This window comes from Luteimonas gilva (assembly GCF_005239095.1).
Lineage (GTDB): Bacteria > Pseudomonadota > Gammaproteobacteria > Xanthomonadales > Xanthomonadaceae > Luteimonas_C > Luteimonas_C gilva.
In genome coordinates, this window is record NZ_SZUA01000001.1 from 1179641 (window position 1) to 1194052 (window position 14412).

At 65.4% G+C, this 14412-nt stretch carries 17 protein-coding genes; 11 read left to right on the forward strand and 6 right to left on the reverse strand.

Annotated features, from left to right (window positions below):
* Nucleotides 1-6 precede the first annotated feature (6 nt).
* The 4 genes from FCE95_RS05540 (at nucleotide 7) to FCE95_RS05555 (ending at nucleotide 3404) form a co-directional block, all read left to right on the forward strand.
* Nucleotides 7-804 (forward strand): M15 family metallopeptidase, encoded by a 798-nt coding sequence (locus FCE95_RS05540; protein WP_137265950.1) that lies wholly within the window; start codon nucleotides 7-9, stop codon nucleotides 802-804.
* Between the two features lie 100 nt (nucleotides 805-904).
* Entirely contained in the window at nucleotides 905-2677 is a 1773-nt protein-coding gene (locus FCE95_RS05545; RefSeq protein WP_137265951.1) for a diaminopimelate decarboxylase family protein, read from the forward strand.
* A gap of 117 nt (nucleotides 2678-2794) precedes the next feature.
* Entirely contained in the window at nucleotides 2795-3109 is a 315-nt protein-coding gene (locus FCE95_RS05550) for a hypothetical protein (RefSeq protein ID WP_137265952.1), read from the forward strand.
* Between the two features lie 28 nt (nucleotides 3110-3137).
* Complete coding sequence (locus tag FCE95_RS05555; protein ID WP_137265953.1) at nucleotides 3138-3404, forward strand: hypothetical protein; 267 nt, start codon at nucleotides 3138-3140, stop codon at nucleotides 3402-3404.
* A 34-nt stretch (nucleotides 3405-3438) separates the two neighbouring features.
* Here FCE95_RS05555 and FCE95_RS05560 read toward each other — a convergent pair whose 3' ends face one another.
* From FCE95_RS05560 to FCE95_RS05580, 5 genes are all read right to left on the reverse strand, one after another.
* Nucleotides 3439-4113, reverse strand: coding sequence for a DNA-3-methyladenine glycosylase family protein (locus FCE95_RS05560; protein WP_137265954.1), 675 nt, complete (start codon nucleotides 4111-4113; stop codon nucleotides 3439-3441).
* Between the two features lies 1 nt (nucleotide 4114).
* Complete coding sequence (locus FCE95_RS05565; RefSeq protein WP_137265955.1) at nucleotides 4115-4486, reverse strand: DUF423 domain-containing protein; 372 nt, start codon at nucleotides 4484-4486, stop codon at nucleotides 4115-4117.
* Nucleotides 4487-4567: 81 nt separating this feature from the next.
* A complete protein-coding gene (locus tag FCE95_RS05570; RefSeq protein ID WP_137265956.1) occupies nucleotides 4568-5716 on the reverse strand; it encodes a polyketide cyclase in 1149 nt (382 codons plus the stop codon).
* A 291-nt stretch (nucleotides 5717-6007) separates the two neighbouring features.
* Nucleotides 6008-6649 carry a response regulator gene (locus FCE95_RS05575; RefSeq protein WP_137265957.1) on the reverse strand — a complete coding sequence of 214 codons (642 nt, stop codon included), beginning with the start codon at nucleotides 6647-6649 and terminating at the stop codon, nucleotides 6008-6010.
* The gene (locus FCE95_RS05580; protein ID WP_137265958.1) at nucleotides 6646-7836 is read right to left on the reverse strand and encodes a sensor histidine kinase; all 1191 of its coding nucleotides are present in this window, start codon (nucleotides 7834-7836) and stop codon (nucleotides 6646-6648) included. Before FCE95_RS05580 ends, FCE95_RS05575 begins: the two co-directional genes overlap by 4 nt.
* 150 nt (nucleotides 7837-7986) lie before the next feature.
* Between FCE95_RS05580 and FCE95_RS05585 the strand changes: the two genes are divergently transcribed.
* The 5 genes from FCE95_RS05585 to FCE95_RS05605 all read left to right on the forward strand — a co-directional run bounded on the left by FCE95_RS05585 (nucleotide 7987) and on the right by FCE95_RS05605 (nucleotide 11060).
* Entirely contained in the window at nucleotides 7987-8583 is a 597-nt protein-coding gene (locus FCE95_RS05585) for a GNAT family N-acetyltransferase (protein ID WP_137265959.1), read from the forward strand.
* A gap of 1 nt (nucleotide 8584) precedes the next feature.
* Nucleotides 8585-9382, forward strand: a complete 798-nt coding sequence (minC, locus tag FCE95_RS05590) for a septum site-determining protein MinC (RefSeq protein ID WP_137265960.1) — start codon at nucleotides 8585-8587, stop codon at nucleotides 9380-9382.
* A gap of 21 nt (nucleotides 9383-9403) precedes the next feature.
* Nucleotides 9404-10213, forward strand: a complete 810-nt coding sequence (gene minD / locus FCE95_RS05595) for a septum site-determining protein MinD (protein WP_137265961.1) — start codon at nucleotides 9404-9406, stop codon at nucleotides 10211-10213.
* Nucleotides 10214-10215: 2 nt separating this feature from the next.
* A complete protein-coding gene (gene minE / locus FCE95_RS05600) occupies nucleotides 10216-10479 on the forward strand; it encodes a cell division topological specificity factor MinE (RefSeq protein ID WP_137265962.1) in 264 nt (87 codons plus the stop codon).
* A gap of 110 nt (nucleotides 10480-10589) precedes the next feature.
* Nucleotides 10590-11060 carry a hypothetical protein gene (locus FCE95_RS05605; RefSeq protein WP_425481283.1) on the forward strand — a complete coding sequence of 157 codons (471 nt, stop codon included), beginning with the start codon at nucleotides 10590-10592 and terminating at the stop codon, nucleotides 11058-11060.
* Nucleotides 11061-11203: 143 nt separating this feature from the next.
* On the opposite strand, the gene FCE95_RS05610 is transcribed toward FCE95_RS05605, so the two are convergent.
* The gene (locus FCE95_RS05610; RefSeq protein ID WP_137265964.1) at nucleotides 11204-11692 is read right to left on the reverse strand and encodes a DUF6496 domain-containing protein; all 489 of its coding nucleotides are present in this window, start codon (nucleotides 11690-11692) and stop codon (nucleotides 11204-11206) included.
* Between the two features lie 190 nt (nucleotides 11693-11882).
* On the opposite strand from FCE95_RS05610, the gene FCE95_RS05615 reads away from it, so the two are divergent.
* Both FCE95_RS05615 and FCE95_RS05620 read left to right on the forward strand, forming a co-directional pair.
* Complete coding sequence (locus FCE95_RS05615) at nucleotides 11883-13886, forward strand: M2 family metallopeptidase (protein WP_137265965.1); 2004 nt, start codon at nucleotides 11883-11885, stop codon at nucleotides 13884-13886.
* A 158-nt stretch (nucleotides 13887-14044) separates the two neighbouring features.
* Complete coding sequence (locus FCE95_RS05620) at nucleotides 14045-14362, forward strand: carboxypeptidase-like regulatory domain-containing protein (RefSeq protein WP_137265966.1); 318 nt, start codon at nucleotides 14045-14047, stop codon at nucleotides 14360-14362.
* Nucleotides 14363-14412 lie beyond the last annotated feature (50 nt).

Here is a 14412-nt window from a genome sequence, read left to right on the forward strand (position 1 = left end):
GCGCGGATGCGCACCGCCCGCCGATCGCTGATCAATACGCCGGACATCGAAATCTGGCCCGCAGGCCTGCTGCGCGCGCGCGCCAATCGCGACGCGCGCGCCCTCGCCCGCGCCGAGCACGTGCTGCGGCGCAAACGCGACGGCCGCTACCTGGCGGCGGATTTGCCCGAAGGCCTGCTGCCGCTGGTGCAGGGCTTGATGCGCGAGCCCGGCATCGACGAGGCATTGGATGCGCTCGACGCGATCGCCGAACGCCGCCGCTCCGGCTTGGACGTGATCGGCGAATTGCCGTTAGCGCGGCTGATCGAACGCCTCGAATCGCTGGGTCTGGACGAAAGCTACGGCGAACGCACCGGCCTGCCCTTGGTTGCGGAACCGGACCAGCTGGCGTTGGCGGGATTCGATCGCTACCGCAGACCTTTGTGGCTGCGCCCGCTGGCCGCACGCCGCTGGAACGCGATGTGCGAAGCGGCGAGCCGCGACGGCATCGTGCTGGAAGCGATCTCCGGTTATCGCAGCCACGATTACCAACTCGGCATCTTCGAGCGCAAGCTCGCGCGCGGACAGACCGTCGACGAAATCATCCGCGTCAATGCCGCCCCCGGCTATTCCGAGCACCATTCCGGCCTCGCCTTGGACATCGGCGCGCCGGACGAGCCGCCGGCCGAAGAATCGTTCGAAAACACCGCCGCGTTCGCCTGGCTCGCCGCCCGCGCGGGCACACACGGCTTCGCGATGAGCTATCCCCGCAACAATCCGCACGGCATCGTTTACGAGCCGTGGCATTGGCGCTGCATCTTGTAGCGACCGCCCTGAGCTGCGACCGCTAGCTGCGGGAATCCGTAGCTGGCCACCTTTTTCGTCGCCTCACGTCCTTTCCAGCACTCATCGGCGGGGTGCGGACATGAAAGAATCAGCCAGCTTGGAATCCTGGTCGGGCGCCATCGATTTGCGCGCCCTGCGTCGCCGGTTTCCGGCGCCTACCTACGTGCTAGACGAGCGCCGGCTCCGCGACAATTTGAACGCTTGGGCCGGCGTCGTGGGCGACGCCGGGAACGTGTGCTATCCGGTGAAAGCCAACCCTTCGCCGGTCGTGCTGGAACTGCTCGCCGGTTGGGGAGCCCGCGCCGAATGCGCGTCCGGCGCCGAGATCCGGCTCGCGCGTCTGGCGGGCTTCCCATCGGACAAGATTCTCTACGGCACTCCCGCCCCGGACCTCGTCGCAGCCTGCGAACTGTTCGCGCAGGGCGGAACCGTCATCGCGGACTCCATCGAGTTCCTGCGCAAACTCGACGAGCATTTGCCTTGCGGCCCGCGCTCCGAAAGAGGCCGAGTGCTGCTTCGCGTCAACCCTTCCAAGCCGATCGCATACCAGGATAAAAAGGATTGGCAGGACTTGACCGCCCACGCCGAGCAAACAGGCAAATTCGGCGTGCCCGCCGAAGAGGTGGTCGAAGCGCTTTCACTCTGCAGACGCATTCGCGTCTCGGGGTTGCATACGCACGTGGGCACGCAAATGGACCATGTGGAGCCGTACGTCGCGACGATGTCGCGGCTAACGGAACTAGCGGAAGACATCGGCCGCCGCACTCGGCACCGCGTCGAGATCCTGGATCTGGGCGGAGGGCTGGGCATTCCTTTCACGCCGCACGACCGGTTCCCGAGTATCGAAGCACTGGGCCGCGCCATCCGGCCCGGTTTCGCGCACGGTACGAGCTATTGGGTCGAACCCGGGCACGCGCTGATCGGCGACGCCGTCGGACTGCTGGCGGGCATCGTTGCCAAGAAGTGCGTGCGCGGGCGCCGTTGGGCGATCGCGGATGTCGGCACGGACCAACTCGCCAAAATCACGCTGCTCAAATGGTGGCACCAGGTGCGCGGACCCAACGGCGCGCCGTTGCCGATGGAAGGCGACGGCTCGCTAGGAGGGCCATTGTGCTTTTCTGGCGACATCTTGCTGCCCCATACGGATGTTTCCTCGCTTGAGGTCGGGGATCCGATCTTCATACAACACACCGGCGCGTATTGCGCCGCGCTCGGCAACGGTTTCAACGGCCGCAGCTACGGAGGCATGGCTTTGCGCCGATGCGACGGCGAAATCGTGGCGGCCGCCAACGCGGAGAAAGAGGTCACCCAAGCCCCGCTCTCGACCCACGTGTGGGGAGCATCGAAAAAAGATTGGAAGGCTCCGGAATCCATCGACCTGGCTCGCGTCGACCGCCTGAGCAGCGCGGCCTTGAGAACGGGGATGAAAGACGATCGCTACGAATTCTCGTCGGCGGCCCGGCTGAGCGAGTCGTCCTTCGCGTTCGAAGTGGACGTCGATTCCGGAATTCCGTTCGTCACCATGCCTTTGCTGGTCCGCATCGCGGGGGACGCCAGCATCATCGCCGGTCTGATCGCGTTGGCGCAGGACGAAAAGCGCTTCCCGATTTGGGGGTGCAACCTCAGGCTCGATATGCCTGAAAACTTGCCATGCCAGGCGAAATTGTGTTTGCGGATCGATTTGTCGGCCGTGGCGAACCGGCGGAACGAATGCGAAAAACGGGTTATGGCTCGATTCGCCGTCGACGGAACGAAGGTCAGTGGCGCCTTCGACCTGAAATTCGAGATGGCGCCGGCCGATCTTGCCGAGGAAGCCGAAGGCGCCGCCATGCCAGAGGCAGCGGAAGCGTGAGGGATCGACAGCCCTCGCCGGAAGCCGGAGAAGCCTGGCCGTAGCGCAGCCGGCTTTCCGTCTATGTTCGTAACTCGAACGCAGGACGCTGCCATGGTCTGCGAACACCTGTCCGGCGTGGAGACCGCGCTGGTCCAACGCGGCATCGGCGTGACCTTTCGCGGGCGATCCTGGTCGAAACGCAGCCGCGAATGGGTGTATTTCAATGCCTATCTGGATATCGCGCGCATACGAAAAGTTTTTCCGTTGCCGGCATGCGTCCACGATTGCGCGCGGCTGGACGATCGAGAGCGCGGACTCTACTGCGAAGTATGCCGAGACGCGCTGATCGGCCTGCCGAGGCGGCTTGCCGGCAAACCTTCGTTTCCGGACGGCGGCGACGGCGATAGCCCCGTTAAGCCGCTCGGATCGGGCCACGAAAAAAAGAGATGAGCGTCGCTATGCGGCGCAAGGTGGACACATGAGACATGCGGTGATGGTGCTGGTGGCTATCGAAGCCGTGCTGCTGGTACTCGGGGTGGCGAGGCTGAAGCTGGGCGGCGCCAGAAGCGATCTGGCCGGACAAGGCTTGGGTTATGCCTACGTCGCCATCGGCGTGGCGGCCGCCTTGTTGCTGATGGCGCCGGCGTTCGCGCTGGCCTATTTCAACAAACTGTTGTGGCTGGCATTGGGCTTGGTTGCGATCGCCGGATTCTTCGTATTGGCTGCCGTCGCGTCGAGCCTGTGACGCAGCTCGAGCGGCGAACCGATATCGAACAGGATCAATCCTGCGAACGTTTCGTCGGCGTTTTGGCCTGCACCGCCGCATCCGCGATCCGCCACAAATACATACTGGCGTAGGTGCGGTACGGTCCCCAGCGTTCACCGCGTTCGATCAGTTCCTTCGGCGTCGGCATCTCGTCGAGCTTGTCGACTTTCTGCGCGCCTTTGCGGATGCCCAGATCGTCGACCGGCAGCACGTCCGGCCGGCCCAGCCGGAACATCAGCATCATTTCCACCGTCCAGCGGCCGATGCCGCGGATCGGCACCAGGGCGGCGACGATGTCGTCCTCGGCCATCGTCGACATCCGCTTCAGATCCGGGATTTCGCCGCGCGATTCGCGCAGCGCCAGGTCGCGCAGAGCGAGCGTTTTGTTGCCGGACACGCCGCAAGCGCGCAGCCCTGCGTCGTCGATGCGCGCCAACGTGTCGCAATGGAAACGGTCGCTGCCGATCGCCGTTTCGACCCGGCCGACGATCGTCGCTGCGGCCTTGCCGCTCAGCTGTTGGTACAGGATCGCGCGCGCCAGCGCATCGACCGGATCGAAGCGCTTGCGCCAGCGCGGATCGGCTTCGATCGGACCCAGCCGCTTCATCCAGGCGCCGAGCTTGCGGTCGCGCTTGCTCAGATGCTCGAACGCGGCTTGCGGATCGAATCCCCGGACGTGGCGCGGCATGTCATTTCCTCATCGCATCGATGGCGTACAGCACCCAACCGGCGATCAGCAGCGTGCCGCCCAACGGCGCCAAGGTCGTCGGCCATTGCGCCAGCACTTTGAACACCAGGCTGCCGGAAAACAACAGCACGCCGAGCAGCAGCAGGGCCAATCCGGAACGGGCCAATCCGCGCGCAGCCGCCGGCGCCAGCGCCGCCAAAGCGACGCCGTGTCCGAAGGCGAAGAAGGCGGCGGTGTGCAATCGCGCCTGGTCTTCGCCTTGCGCGCCGTGCGCGGCGTAAGCGGACAGCGCGACCGCGCAGGCGGCGAGCAAGGCGCCGCCGGCGGCGAGCCAAGAACGTCGGGGGCGAACGGCGGAGTTCGGGTCGGTCATCGCTGCGGATATTTTCGGAGGCCGCAAACGCAACGCGCCGCGGTAGCGCGGCGCGTGCGGGAAAAACGTCGGCGGAACGGCTTACTTCAAACGCCAGTAGACGTCGAACTGGCCGTTTTCGGTGAACGAATTGGTCACGCCGCTCTTGTAGCTTTCGAAAGCGCGATCGGTGATTTCGTAGCCTTGGGTCACGGCCCAGGCGCGCATCGCGTTGCGCACCGTCTCCAGCTCGGCCATGTAGCCGGTGTAGGTGGCGTGGGCGAAACGGCCCGGAGGCGTACGCACGTACTTCACCGGTCCCTGCAGGGCGACCTTCAGCTCGGGCTGGCCACTGGCGTCGACGACCTCCGGCTGGGCGGGCGCCGCAGCGGCGGCGTCGGCATCGGGCTTGTCCGCATCGGCGGCGGCCGGCGCCGGACCGCCCTTGCGCACGACCTGGGCGATGTCGAAGTTGTAGGTGGTGCGGCCCAGCTCGTTGGTGATGATCCGCATCGGGCCGACCGGCTGCAGGCCGTTCGCCGCCATGGTGCGCTTGATCCACTCCATGTTGGCGTTCATGGAACCCTGGATCGCATCGTTGTTGCGCTCGATCGCGCCCGAGTTCACGAACAGGATGTCTTCCGCCGGCAGTTCGACCACGCCCAAATCGGCCATCTTGCTGCCCGACACGGCGTAGTCGACGTTGGGCACGGTGGCCAGCATATTGGTCAGGCGGCCCAGGCCGAGCTTCATGTCGTCGCCGATGTAGCGGCTGACGTACAGGCCGAAATAGCGGCCGAGGATGTTCCAGCCGTATTCGACGTCGTAGTACTGGGTGATTTCGACGTTGCGGTTGTTGCGGCCGGTGGGGTCGAGCTTGAAGGTGTAGCGCTTGTTGTCGCCGCGGTCCGGATTGGTCACCGCGTATTCGACCAGCTTCTTGGGCACGCTCTTGGTGATGGTCCAGCTGCCTTCGCCGATGCCCTTCTCTTGCGAAACGTAATCCAGGCGCGCGCCGACGCCCGATTCGGGGCCGGACAGCTTCAGCTGCACGCGCGGATCGCGCAGCGGCAGCGGGTTCCAATCGTCGAAGCGGCGCAGGCTGTTGATCGTGTCGAACACGATCGTCAGCTTGCGGTTGGTTTCGGCTTTTTCGACCAAATGGCGCGAGGACGGCAGCGCGATGCCGACCACCAGGAACAGTACGGCGACGATCGCCAGCGAAATCAGCAACTCGATAACACGGGTCATTCAGGGTTCTCCAGAGCTGGCTGGCGCCAGGCGCGGGTCGGGTCGAGAATTTCGCATCCTAACAAACAGACCCGCGATCCGGCGAGATGCGGAGCGGTCCGGCGGCATACCTGTGCCGCAAGGGGGCCGATTGGCCCCTGCGCTTTTCGAATTTTTAACTTGTGCGACAGCCGGCTTCGGCTTTTCTATAGGAGCGGCTTCAGCCGCGAGCTCTCCCATCAGATCGCCGCGACATGTGGGAAAGAGCTCGCGGCTGAAGCCGCTCCTATAAAAAGCCTGGCCAGGGCGCGATCAGACCAGCTGCAGCTCGAAAGCCTTGAGCACGGCACGGGTGCGGTCGCGGACGCCGAGTTTCGACAAGATGTTCGAAACGTGGTTCTTGATCGTGCCTTCGGCCACGCCCAACGAATTGGCGATCTCTTTGTTGGAGAAGCCGCTGGCCATCAGCCGCAGGATCTCGGTCTCGCGGTCGGTCAGCGGGTCCGGGCGGTCCAGGCTGACGAATTCGTTGCGCATGTGCTCCAGCCCCGATAGCAGGCGCTGGGTGACCGCGGGCTGCACCAGCGAGCCGCCTTCGGACACGGTCTGGATCGCGCCGACCAGTTGCTCGAGCGACACGTCCTTCAGCAGATAGCCCTTGGCGCCGGCCTTGAGCCCCGCCAGCACCAGCTGATCGTCGTCGAACGTGGTCAGGATGATGGTCGGCGGCAGCGCGTTGAGGCGCGACAGGGCTTGCAGCGCTTCCAGGCCGGACATGGTCGGCATGCGCATGTCCATCAGCACGACGTCGGGCTTGATTTGCGGAATCATCTCGACCGCCTGCTTGCCGTCGGCGGCTTCGGCCACGACTTCGATGCCGTCGGCCAGCGCCAGCAGTGAACGGATGCCCTGGCGCACCAGGGTCTGGTCGTCGACCAGGCAGACACGGATCATGCGGCAACTCCTTGTTCGGCAATGGTCTGTACGGAATTTGCGGGCAACGACAGACGCAGTTTGAAGCCCTGGCCCGGGCGCGATTCGACCTGCAGCGTGCCCTGATACTGCTGCAAGCGCTCGCGCATGCCGCGCAGGCCGTTGCCGGGCAGGATGGTCTCGACGCCGTCGCCGTCGTCGCGCGCCTCGATCGAGATCCGCCCCTGCTCGCGGCGGATGCCGATCCACAGCTTGCCGGCATTGGCGTGGCGCACGGTATTGGTGATGATTTCCTGGGTGCAGCGCAACAGCACGTGGGCGCGCTCCGGGTCGTCCATCGTCAGCGGCTCGTCGATCTGCATCTCGATGTCCAGCGCCGGCACGTTCTCGGCCAGCGGCCGCAGCGCGGCGCCGACGTCGATGGATCCGCCCTCGCGCAACTGGCTGACCGCTTCGCGCACGTCGGTCAGCAGCAAGCGGGCCAGCGTATGCGCCTGGCGGACGTGTTCCTGGGCCTTGCCTTCGGACAGGTGGCTGGCCACTTCCAGATTCAGGCTGAGCGCGGTCAGGTGATGCCCCAGCAGGTCGTGCAGCTCGCGCGAAATGCGGGTGCGCTCGTTGACCCGGGCGCTTTCGGCCAACAGGGCCCGGGTCGCGCGCAATTCGGAGTTCAAGCGGCGCTGGTCGTCGCGGGCCTGCGCCTGCTGGCGCGCGACCAGGCTGGTGACGAAGATGAAGCCGCAGAAGCCGGCGTAGAGCACCGATTGCATCAGCGCCGCGGCCAGGTCGAAATCCTGGCCCATCACGTACACCGGCGCGATCGCGAACTGGCTCAGGAGCAGCGCCGCGATGCCCAGCGACAGCGGCAGCAGCCACGGCAGCACGCAGGCCACCACCATCAGCAGGATGCTGCCCAGGCCGCTCAAGCTGTAGTAGCTCACCGCGATCGCCGAGCCCGTGAGCAGCACCAGCAGCAGGTAGTCCGCCGAACGGATGCGGCGGCCGTCCATCGCGCGGGTAAGCCACCAATACAGCAGGCCGAACAGGCCGTAGGCCAGCCAGCCTTGCCAGGTCATGCCGGGCGGCTGGCTGAGGTCCGGGCGACCGTCCAGCACGAACGAGGTGTAAGCCAGCGGCACGCCCACCAAAGCCCAGGTGAATAGGCCGGCGTAGCGCAACAGGCGGGTATGGCTGAGTCGGCCGAACATGGCGTCATCTTAGGCTCAAGCCATGCCGGCCGTACGCACCGAAAGTCATGTCCGGCGACCGGGGAAAGGCCCCGGGCCGGGGCGTCCCATGCGATAATCCGCCCAAGGCTGCGTCCGACGGCCGCGAACGAAGAACCAACGGAGTCAGGAATGTCGATTGCTGTCCGCGACGTGCGCGAGCACGAGCTGGATTCCGTCCTTGCCCTCAACAACGCCGCCGGCCCCGCCATCCTGCCGCTCGATGCGGCCAAGCTGCGGCAGTTCTACGACTCCGCCGAATATTTCCGCGTCGCCGAACGCGACGGCAACCTGGCCGGTTTCCTGGTCGGCTTCGGCTCCGAAGCGGACCACGACAGCAGCAACTTCGCCTGGTTCCGCGAACGTTTTCCGAAGTTTTTCTACATCGACCGCATCGTGGTCGCCAGCCGCCGCCGCGGCGGCGGCGTCGGCCGCGCGCTGTACGCCGACGTGCAGAGCTACGCCGAGCTGCGTTGCCCGCAATTGGCTTGCGAGGTGTTCCTGGACCACGGCGCCGATCCGGCCCTGCTCTTCCACGGCAGCTTCGGCTTCCGCGAAGTCGGCCAGCACGTCATGCCCGGCGTCGACGTGCGCGCCAGCATGCTGATGAAAGAACTTTGCAGCTACGCTTGGGTGCGCGACACCTACGGCGACGCCCTGCCCGACTTGCCCTGGGCCGGCCACGCGCGCCGCGCCGCCCGCACCGAACAACGGCCGACGGGCACCTGACATGGCGGTCGCGCAGATCGACTACTCCCAGGCCGGCGAACTGAAGATCGGCCAGGTCGGCATCGCCAACCTGCGCGTGCGCACGCTCGACGTCGCGCAGCTCGCGCAGGAAATGCGCGAACGCGTGCAGCGCGCGCCCAAACTGTTCGAACGCGCCGCGGTCATCGTCGATTTCGGCGGCCTGGCCCAGACCCCGGACGCGGCCACCGCGCGCGCGCTGATCGATGCGCTGCGCGAAGCCGGCGTCATTCCCGTGGCCTTGGCTTACGGCAGCAGCGACAACGAAAAGCTCGCCGTCGAGATCGGATTGCCGCTGTTGGCCAAGTTCCGCGCCCAGTACGAACCTGCGGGTGGCTCGACTGTTGTGGGAGGGGCTTCAGCCCCGACAGCACGCAGCGAGCCTGTCGTCGGGGCTGAAGCCCCCCCTCCCACAAAAGCGGCTCCCGCAGCGCCCGTCGCCCACGGCGGCCAGCCGGGCCTCATCCAGACCGCGCCGGTGCGCTCGGGCCAGCAGATCTACGCCGACAACCGCGACCTGACCGTCCTGTCCACCGTCGGCGCCGGCGCCGAAGTGCTGGCCGACGGTTCGATCCACATCTACGGCGCCTTGCGCGGGCGCGCGCTCGCCGGCGCGCAAGGCAACGAGAAGGCGCGCATTTTCTGCCGCGAATTCCACGCCGAACTGGTCGCCGTCGCCGGCCACTACAAGGTGTTGGAAGACATTCCCAAGGAATTGCGCGGCAAGCCCGCGCAGATCTGGCTCGAGAACGAGCAGCTCAACATCGCCGCGCTCGACTAGCGCATCAAAGGAGAAATCATTTTGGCCGAAATCATCGTAGTCACATCGGGCAAGGGCGGCGTCGGCAAGACCACGACCAGCGCCAGCCTGGCCTGCGGCCTGGCGCGGCACGGCAAGCGGGTCGCCGTGATCGACTTCGACGTCGGTTTGCGCAACCTGGACCTGATCATGGGCTGCGAGCGGCGCGTGGTGTACGACTTCGTCAACGTGATCCAAGGCGAGGCGACGCTGAAGCAGGCGCTGATCAAGGACAAGCGCTTCGACAACCTGCACGTGCTGGCCGCGTCGCAGACCCGCGACAAGGACGCGCTGACCAAGGAAGGCGTGCAGAAGGTGCTCGACGATTTGGCGGCCGACGGCTTCGAATACATCGTCTGCGATTCGCCGGCCGGCATCGAAAAGGGCGCGTTCCTGGCGATGTATTTCGCCGACCAGGCGGTGGTCGTGGTGAATCCCGAAGTGTCCTCGGTGCGCGATTCCGATCGCATCCTCGGCCTGCTGGCGAGCAAGACCCGCCGCGCCGAAGCCGGCGAGCGCGTCAAGGAACACCTGCTGCTCACCCGCTACAGCCCGGCGCGCGTGGAAGGCGGCGAAATGCTGTCGGTGACCGACGTCGAGGAAGTCCTGGGACTGAAGACGGTCGGCGTGATCCCCGAATCGCCCGACGTGCTCAACGCCTCCAACAAGGGCGAACCGGTGATCCTCGACATGGAATCGCCGGCCGGCCAGGCCTACGACGACGCGGTCGCGCGGCTGATGGGCGAAAGCAGACCCATGCGCTTCACCCAGTTCGAGAAGAAGGGCTTCTTCAGCAAGCTCTTCGGAGGCTGAGCATGGGACTCTTCGATTTCCTGAAAGCCAAGAAGAACACCGCCTCCATCGCCAAGGACCGCCTGCGCATCATCATCGCGCAGGAACGCAGCACGCTCGGCGGCCGCGACTACCTGCCGCTGCTGCGCCAGGAGCTGTTGGAAGTGATCCGCAAATACGTCAGCATCGACGCCGAAGCGGTCAAGGTAGACGTGGTCAAGGAAGGCGATCACGACATCCTCGACATCTCGGTGGCGCTGCCGGACGAACGCGCTTCGGCTGCTTGATCTTTCTTGTGGGAGCGGCTTCAGCCGCGAGCTCTTGTCCGCACATCGTCGTCATGGAAAAGCTCGCGGCCGAAGCCGCTCCCACAAAAGCCGCACCCGCAACAGATGTCATGCGCCTGCAAGACATCGCGTTCGCCGATGCCGCCGCCCTGCTCGCCCGCTACGGCCTGAAACTCGAACGCGTCGCCGACGGCGCGCCGATCCCCGGCAGCTATTGGGGCGAACCGGAAGCTGGCCTGATCGGAGCGACCGTCTACGCCCGCGGCGACACGCCGGTGCATTCGCTGCTGCACGAAGCCGCGCACCTGATCGTGCTGCCGCCCGAACGCCGCGAGCAGGTGCACACCGACGCCACCGATTCGATCGAAGAAGAAGACGCGGTCTGCGTATTGCAATCGCTGCTCGGCGACGCTTTGCCCGGCGTCGGCGGCGAACGCGTGCTCGCCGATATGGATGTCTGGGGTTACACCTTCCGCCTCGGCAGCGCCAGCGCTTATGTTCGCCAAGACGCCGAAACCGCCTGGTCCTGGCTGATCGCGCGCGGCTTGGCTACTGCCGACCGCCGCCTGGCGCCTCGTTGAAGCGGCTTTATCTTTGTAGAGCGGGGCTTGCCCCGCTGCTTTGGCCGTTGCTTGTGTAGAGCGGAGCTTGCTCCGCTGCCCCTGGTTGCGAAAACCGATGCGCGAGAGCAGCGGAGCAAGCCTCGCTCCACAAAGCCCAACCGTCAGCTATTGCGCTTGCGCGTGCGTGCCGCCTTCTTCGCGGCCGCCGACCGCGCCTTCGCGCCCTTGGTCCGTGCGGCTTTCTTGGCGGCGGCCGAACGGCTGGCGGCCGGGCGCTTTTTCGCCGCGGCGCGCGCCTGCCGCGACAACGCCGTCTTCGAAGCCGCGCTGCGGCCTTCGCGCTTCAGGGCTTTCTTGGTGGCGGTCGAGCGTTTCTTCGATGGCGCCTTGCGCTTCTTCGCCGCGGCGCTGTCCTGCGCCGCTTTCTTGCGGGTGGCTTTCTTCGCGCCTTTCTTGGCCGGCACCTTCACGCCGGCGCGGCGGGCCTTCGACAGGCCGATCGCGATCGCCTGCTTGGCCGAGCGCGCGCCGTGCTTGCCTTCGCGCACATGCTCGATTTCCTCATGGACGTATTCGCCCGCTTGGGTGCTGGGCGACTTGCCTTCGCGTTTGTCTTTCGCAGCGCGTTTTCGGGTCGTCTTGCTGGGCATCGGGGACTCCTCTGCGGATGGCCATGGCTGCGTCCGCGCCGACCTCCCCCGCCGATCGGCCGATCGGCTTTCGCCGCGGACGAAGACTTCGCCCCGAATATCGCTCGCAACGCGTGGCGGCACGGTGAAACTTGCGGCCCCGCCCCGCGCGCACTAGCCTGCGCGTTCACGTCACATGGGGAAAACCGCCGTGAACCATCGCCAAGCCCTGCTCGCGCTGGCCGTCGCCGCTTGCCTGTTGCCGCTCGCCGCCTGCAAGAAATCGCCGTCGCCCGCGACGGATGCGGGCACGTCGCCCGCGCAAGCCGCACAGGAAGGCGAGACGGCCGACCAGTTCATCGCCCGGGTCAACGACGAGTACCGCAAGTCGTACCCGGAATTGAGCGCGGCGCAGTGGCTTTCCAACACCTATATCAACGACGACAGCCAACTGCTGGCGTCGAAATCCAACGAACGCTGGTTGAGCCAGCTGAATAGCTGGATCGAGCAAGCCAAGCGCTTCGAAGGCCAGAAGATGTCGCCCGAGACCGCGCGCGCCATCCAGCTGCTGAAACAGCAGACTTCGATGCCGCCGCCGCGCGATCCGGCCAAGCTGGAAGAGCTGACCAAGATCGCCACGAAGCTGGAAGGCATGTACGGCGCCGGCACGTATTGCAAAGGCGAAGGCGGCGAGAAGAACTGCCGCCAGATCGGCGACTTGGAGGAAGTGCTGCGCAAGAGCCGCGACTACGACGAACAACTCGATGCCTGGCAGGGTTGGCATTCGATCGCTGCGCCGATGCGCAAGGATTACGTGCGTTTCGCCGAGCTGGCCAACGAAGGCGCGCGCGACATGGGCTACGCCGACGCCGGCGAGATGTGGCGCTCGGGCTACGACATGGCGCCGGCCGAGATCGCCGCGGAAACCGATCGGCTGTGGAGCCAGGTCAAACCGTTGTACGAACAGCTGCATTGCTATGCCCGCACCAAGCTCGATGCGAAATACGGCAAGGACAAGGGCGAGGTCGCCGGCGGCCTGCTGCCCGCGCATCTGATGGGCAATTTGTGGCAGCAGGACTGGGGCAATCTGTGGGATCTGCTGGCGCCCTACGGCGAAGCGCAAGCGGGCAGCCTGGACATCACCGGCGCGCTGCAAAATCAGTATCTGGAAGACTATCGCGAGCGGCAGCGCCAGTTCCCGAACGAACCCGAACCGGAAGAGCAAGTCGAGCTCGAACACGGCGCGCAACTGGACATCGCCAAGCAGATGACCGAACGCGCCCAGGACTTCTACGTCTCGTTGGGCATGCCCAAGCTGCCGGAAAGCTATTGGCAGAAGACCCAGTTCATCAAACCGCGCGACCGCGACGTGGTCTGCCACGCCAGCGCCTGGGACATGAACATGGCCGGCGACGTGCGCACCAAGATGTGCACCAAGCCCAACGAGGAAGATTTCACCACCATCTACCACGAGCTGGGCCACGTCTATTACTACCTGGCCTACAACAAGCTGCCGCCGCTGTTCCAGACCGGCGCCAACGACGGTTTCCACGAAGCGATCGGCGACACCATCGTGCTGTCGATGACGCCGAAATACCTGAACTCGATCGGCCTGGTCGGCGTCCAGCAGCAGAGCCAGGAAGCGCTGATCAATTCTCAGATGCGGATGGCGCTGGCGAAGGTGGCCTTCCTCCCGTTCGGGCTGATGATCGACCGCTGGCGCTGGGGCGTGTTCGATGGATCGATCAAACCCGACCAGTACAACAAGGCCTGGTGGGACCTGAAGGCCAAATACCAGGGCGTGGCGCCGGCGACTGCGCGCGGCGAAGAGTTCTTCGATCCGGGCGCCAAGTACCATGTGCCGGGCAACACGCCGTACACGCGTTACTTTTTGTCGCATGTGCTGCAGTTCCAGTTCTACAAGGCGCTGTGCGATGCGTCGGGCTACAAGGGCCCGCTGTACGAATGCAGCTTCTACGGCAACAAAGCCGCGGGCGAAAAGTTCTGGGCCATGCTCGGCAAGGGCGCCGGCCAGCCTTGGCAGAAGACCCTGCAAGAGCTTTCCGGCAGCCAGAAGATGGACGCCGCGCCAATGCTCGAATACTTCGCCCCGCTGCAAACGTGGCTGAAGCAGCAGAACGAAGGCCAGCAATGCGGCTGGCGCGCGCCGTCCACGGTTGCCGCGGAAAACAAGCCTGCGGGTGGGGGAAACTGAGCCTTCGTTCGTCCTGCGTTTCCTACGATTCGTCCCGCCGTCCGGGCCCGTTTGGGCGGCAACGTCGCACCGTGACTTCCGGCACGTATAACCGGGTTTTAGGCCTGGCCTACACTCGGTTTTCGCTGCGCATTCAGTCAACCACGAGAGACGGACGCATGGACAGGGGAGCATTGGGCAAGACCATCAAATCCACCGCCGCGGCATTGGCCGTCGGCTTGTTTTTTTCCGCCGGCGCGGTCGCGCAGTCCAGTTCGGGCGCCATCATCGGCGAAGCCAAGATCGGCGACACCATAACCATCTACGGCACCGACAACGGCTTCAAACGCGAACTCAAGATCGATGAAGACGGCAAATTCCAGGTCCGCCGGGTGCCGACGGGGTACTACGACGTGTCGATCAAGCATGCCGACGGCACCGAAGAGCCGTCCAAGTCGGTAGTCGTCAAACCCGGCGGGGCGGCGCGCGTGCAGTAACGGGCGTTTGCGGCCCGCGCATCCCAAAGGCCGGCATCGCCGGCCTTTTC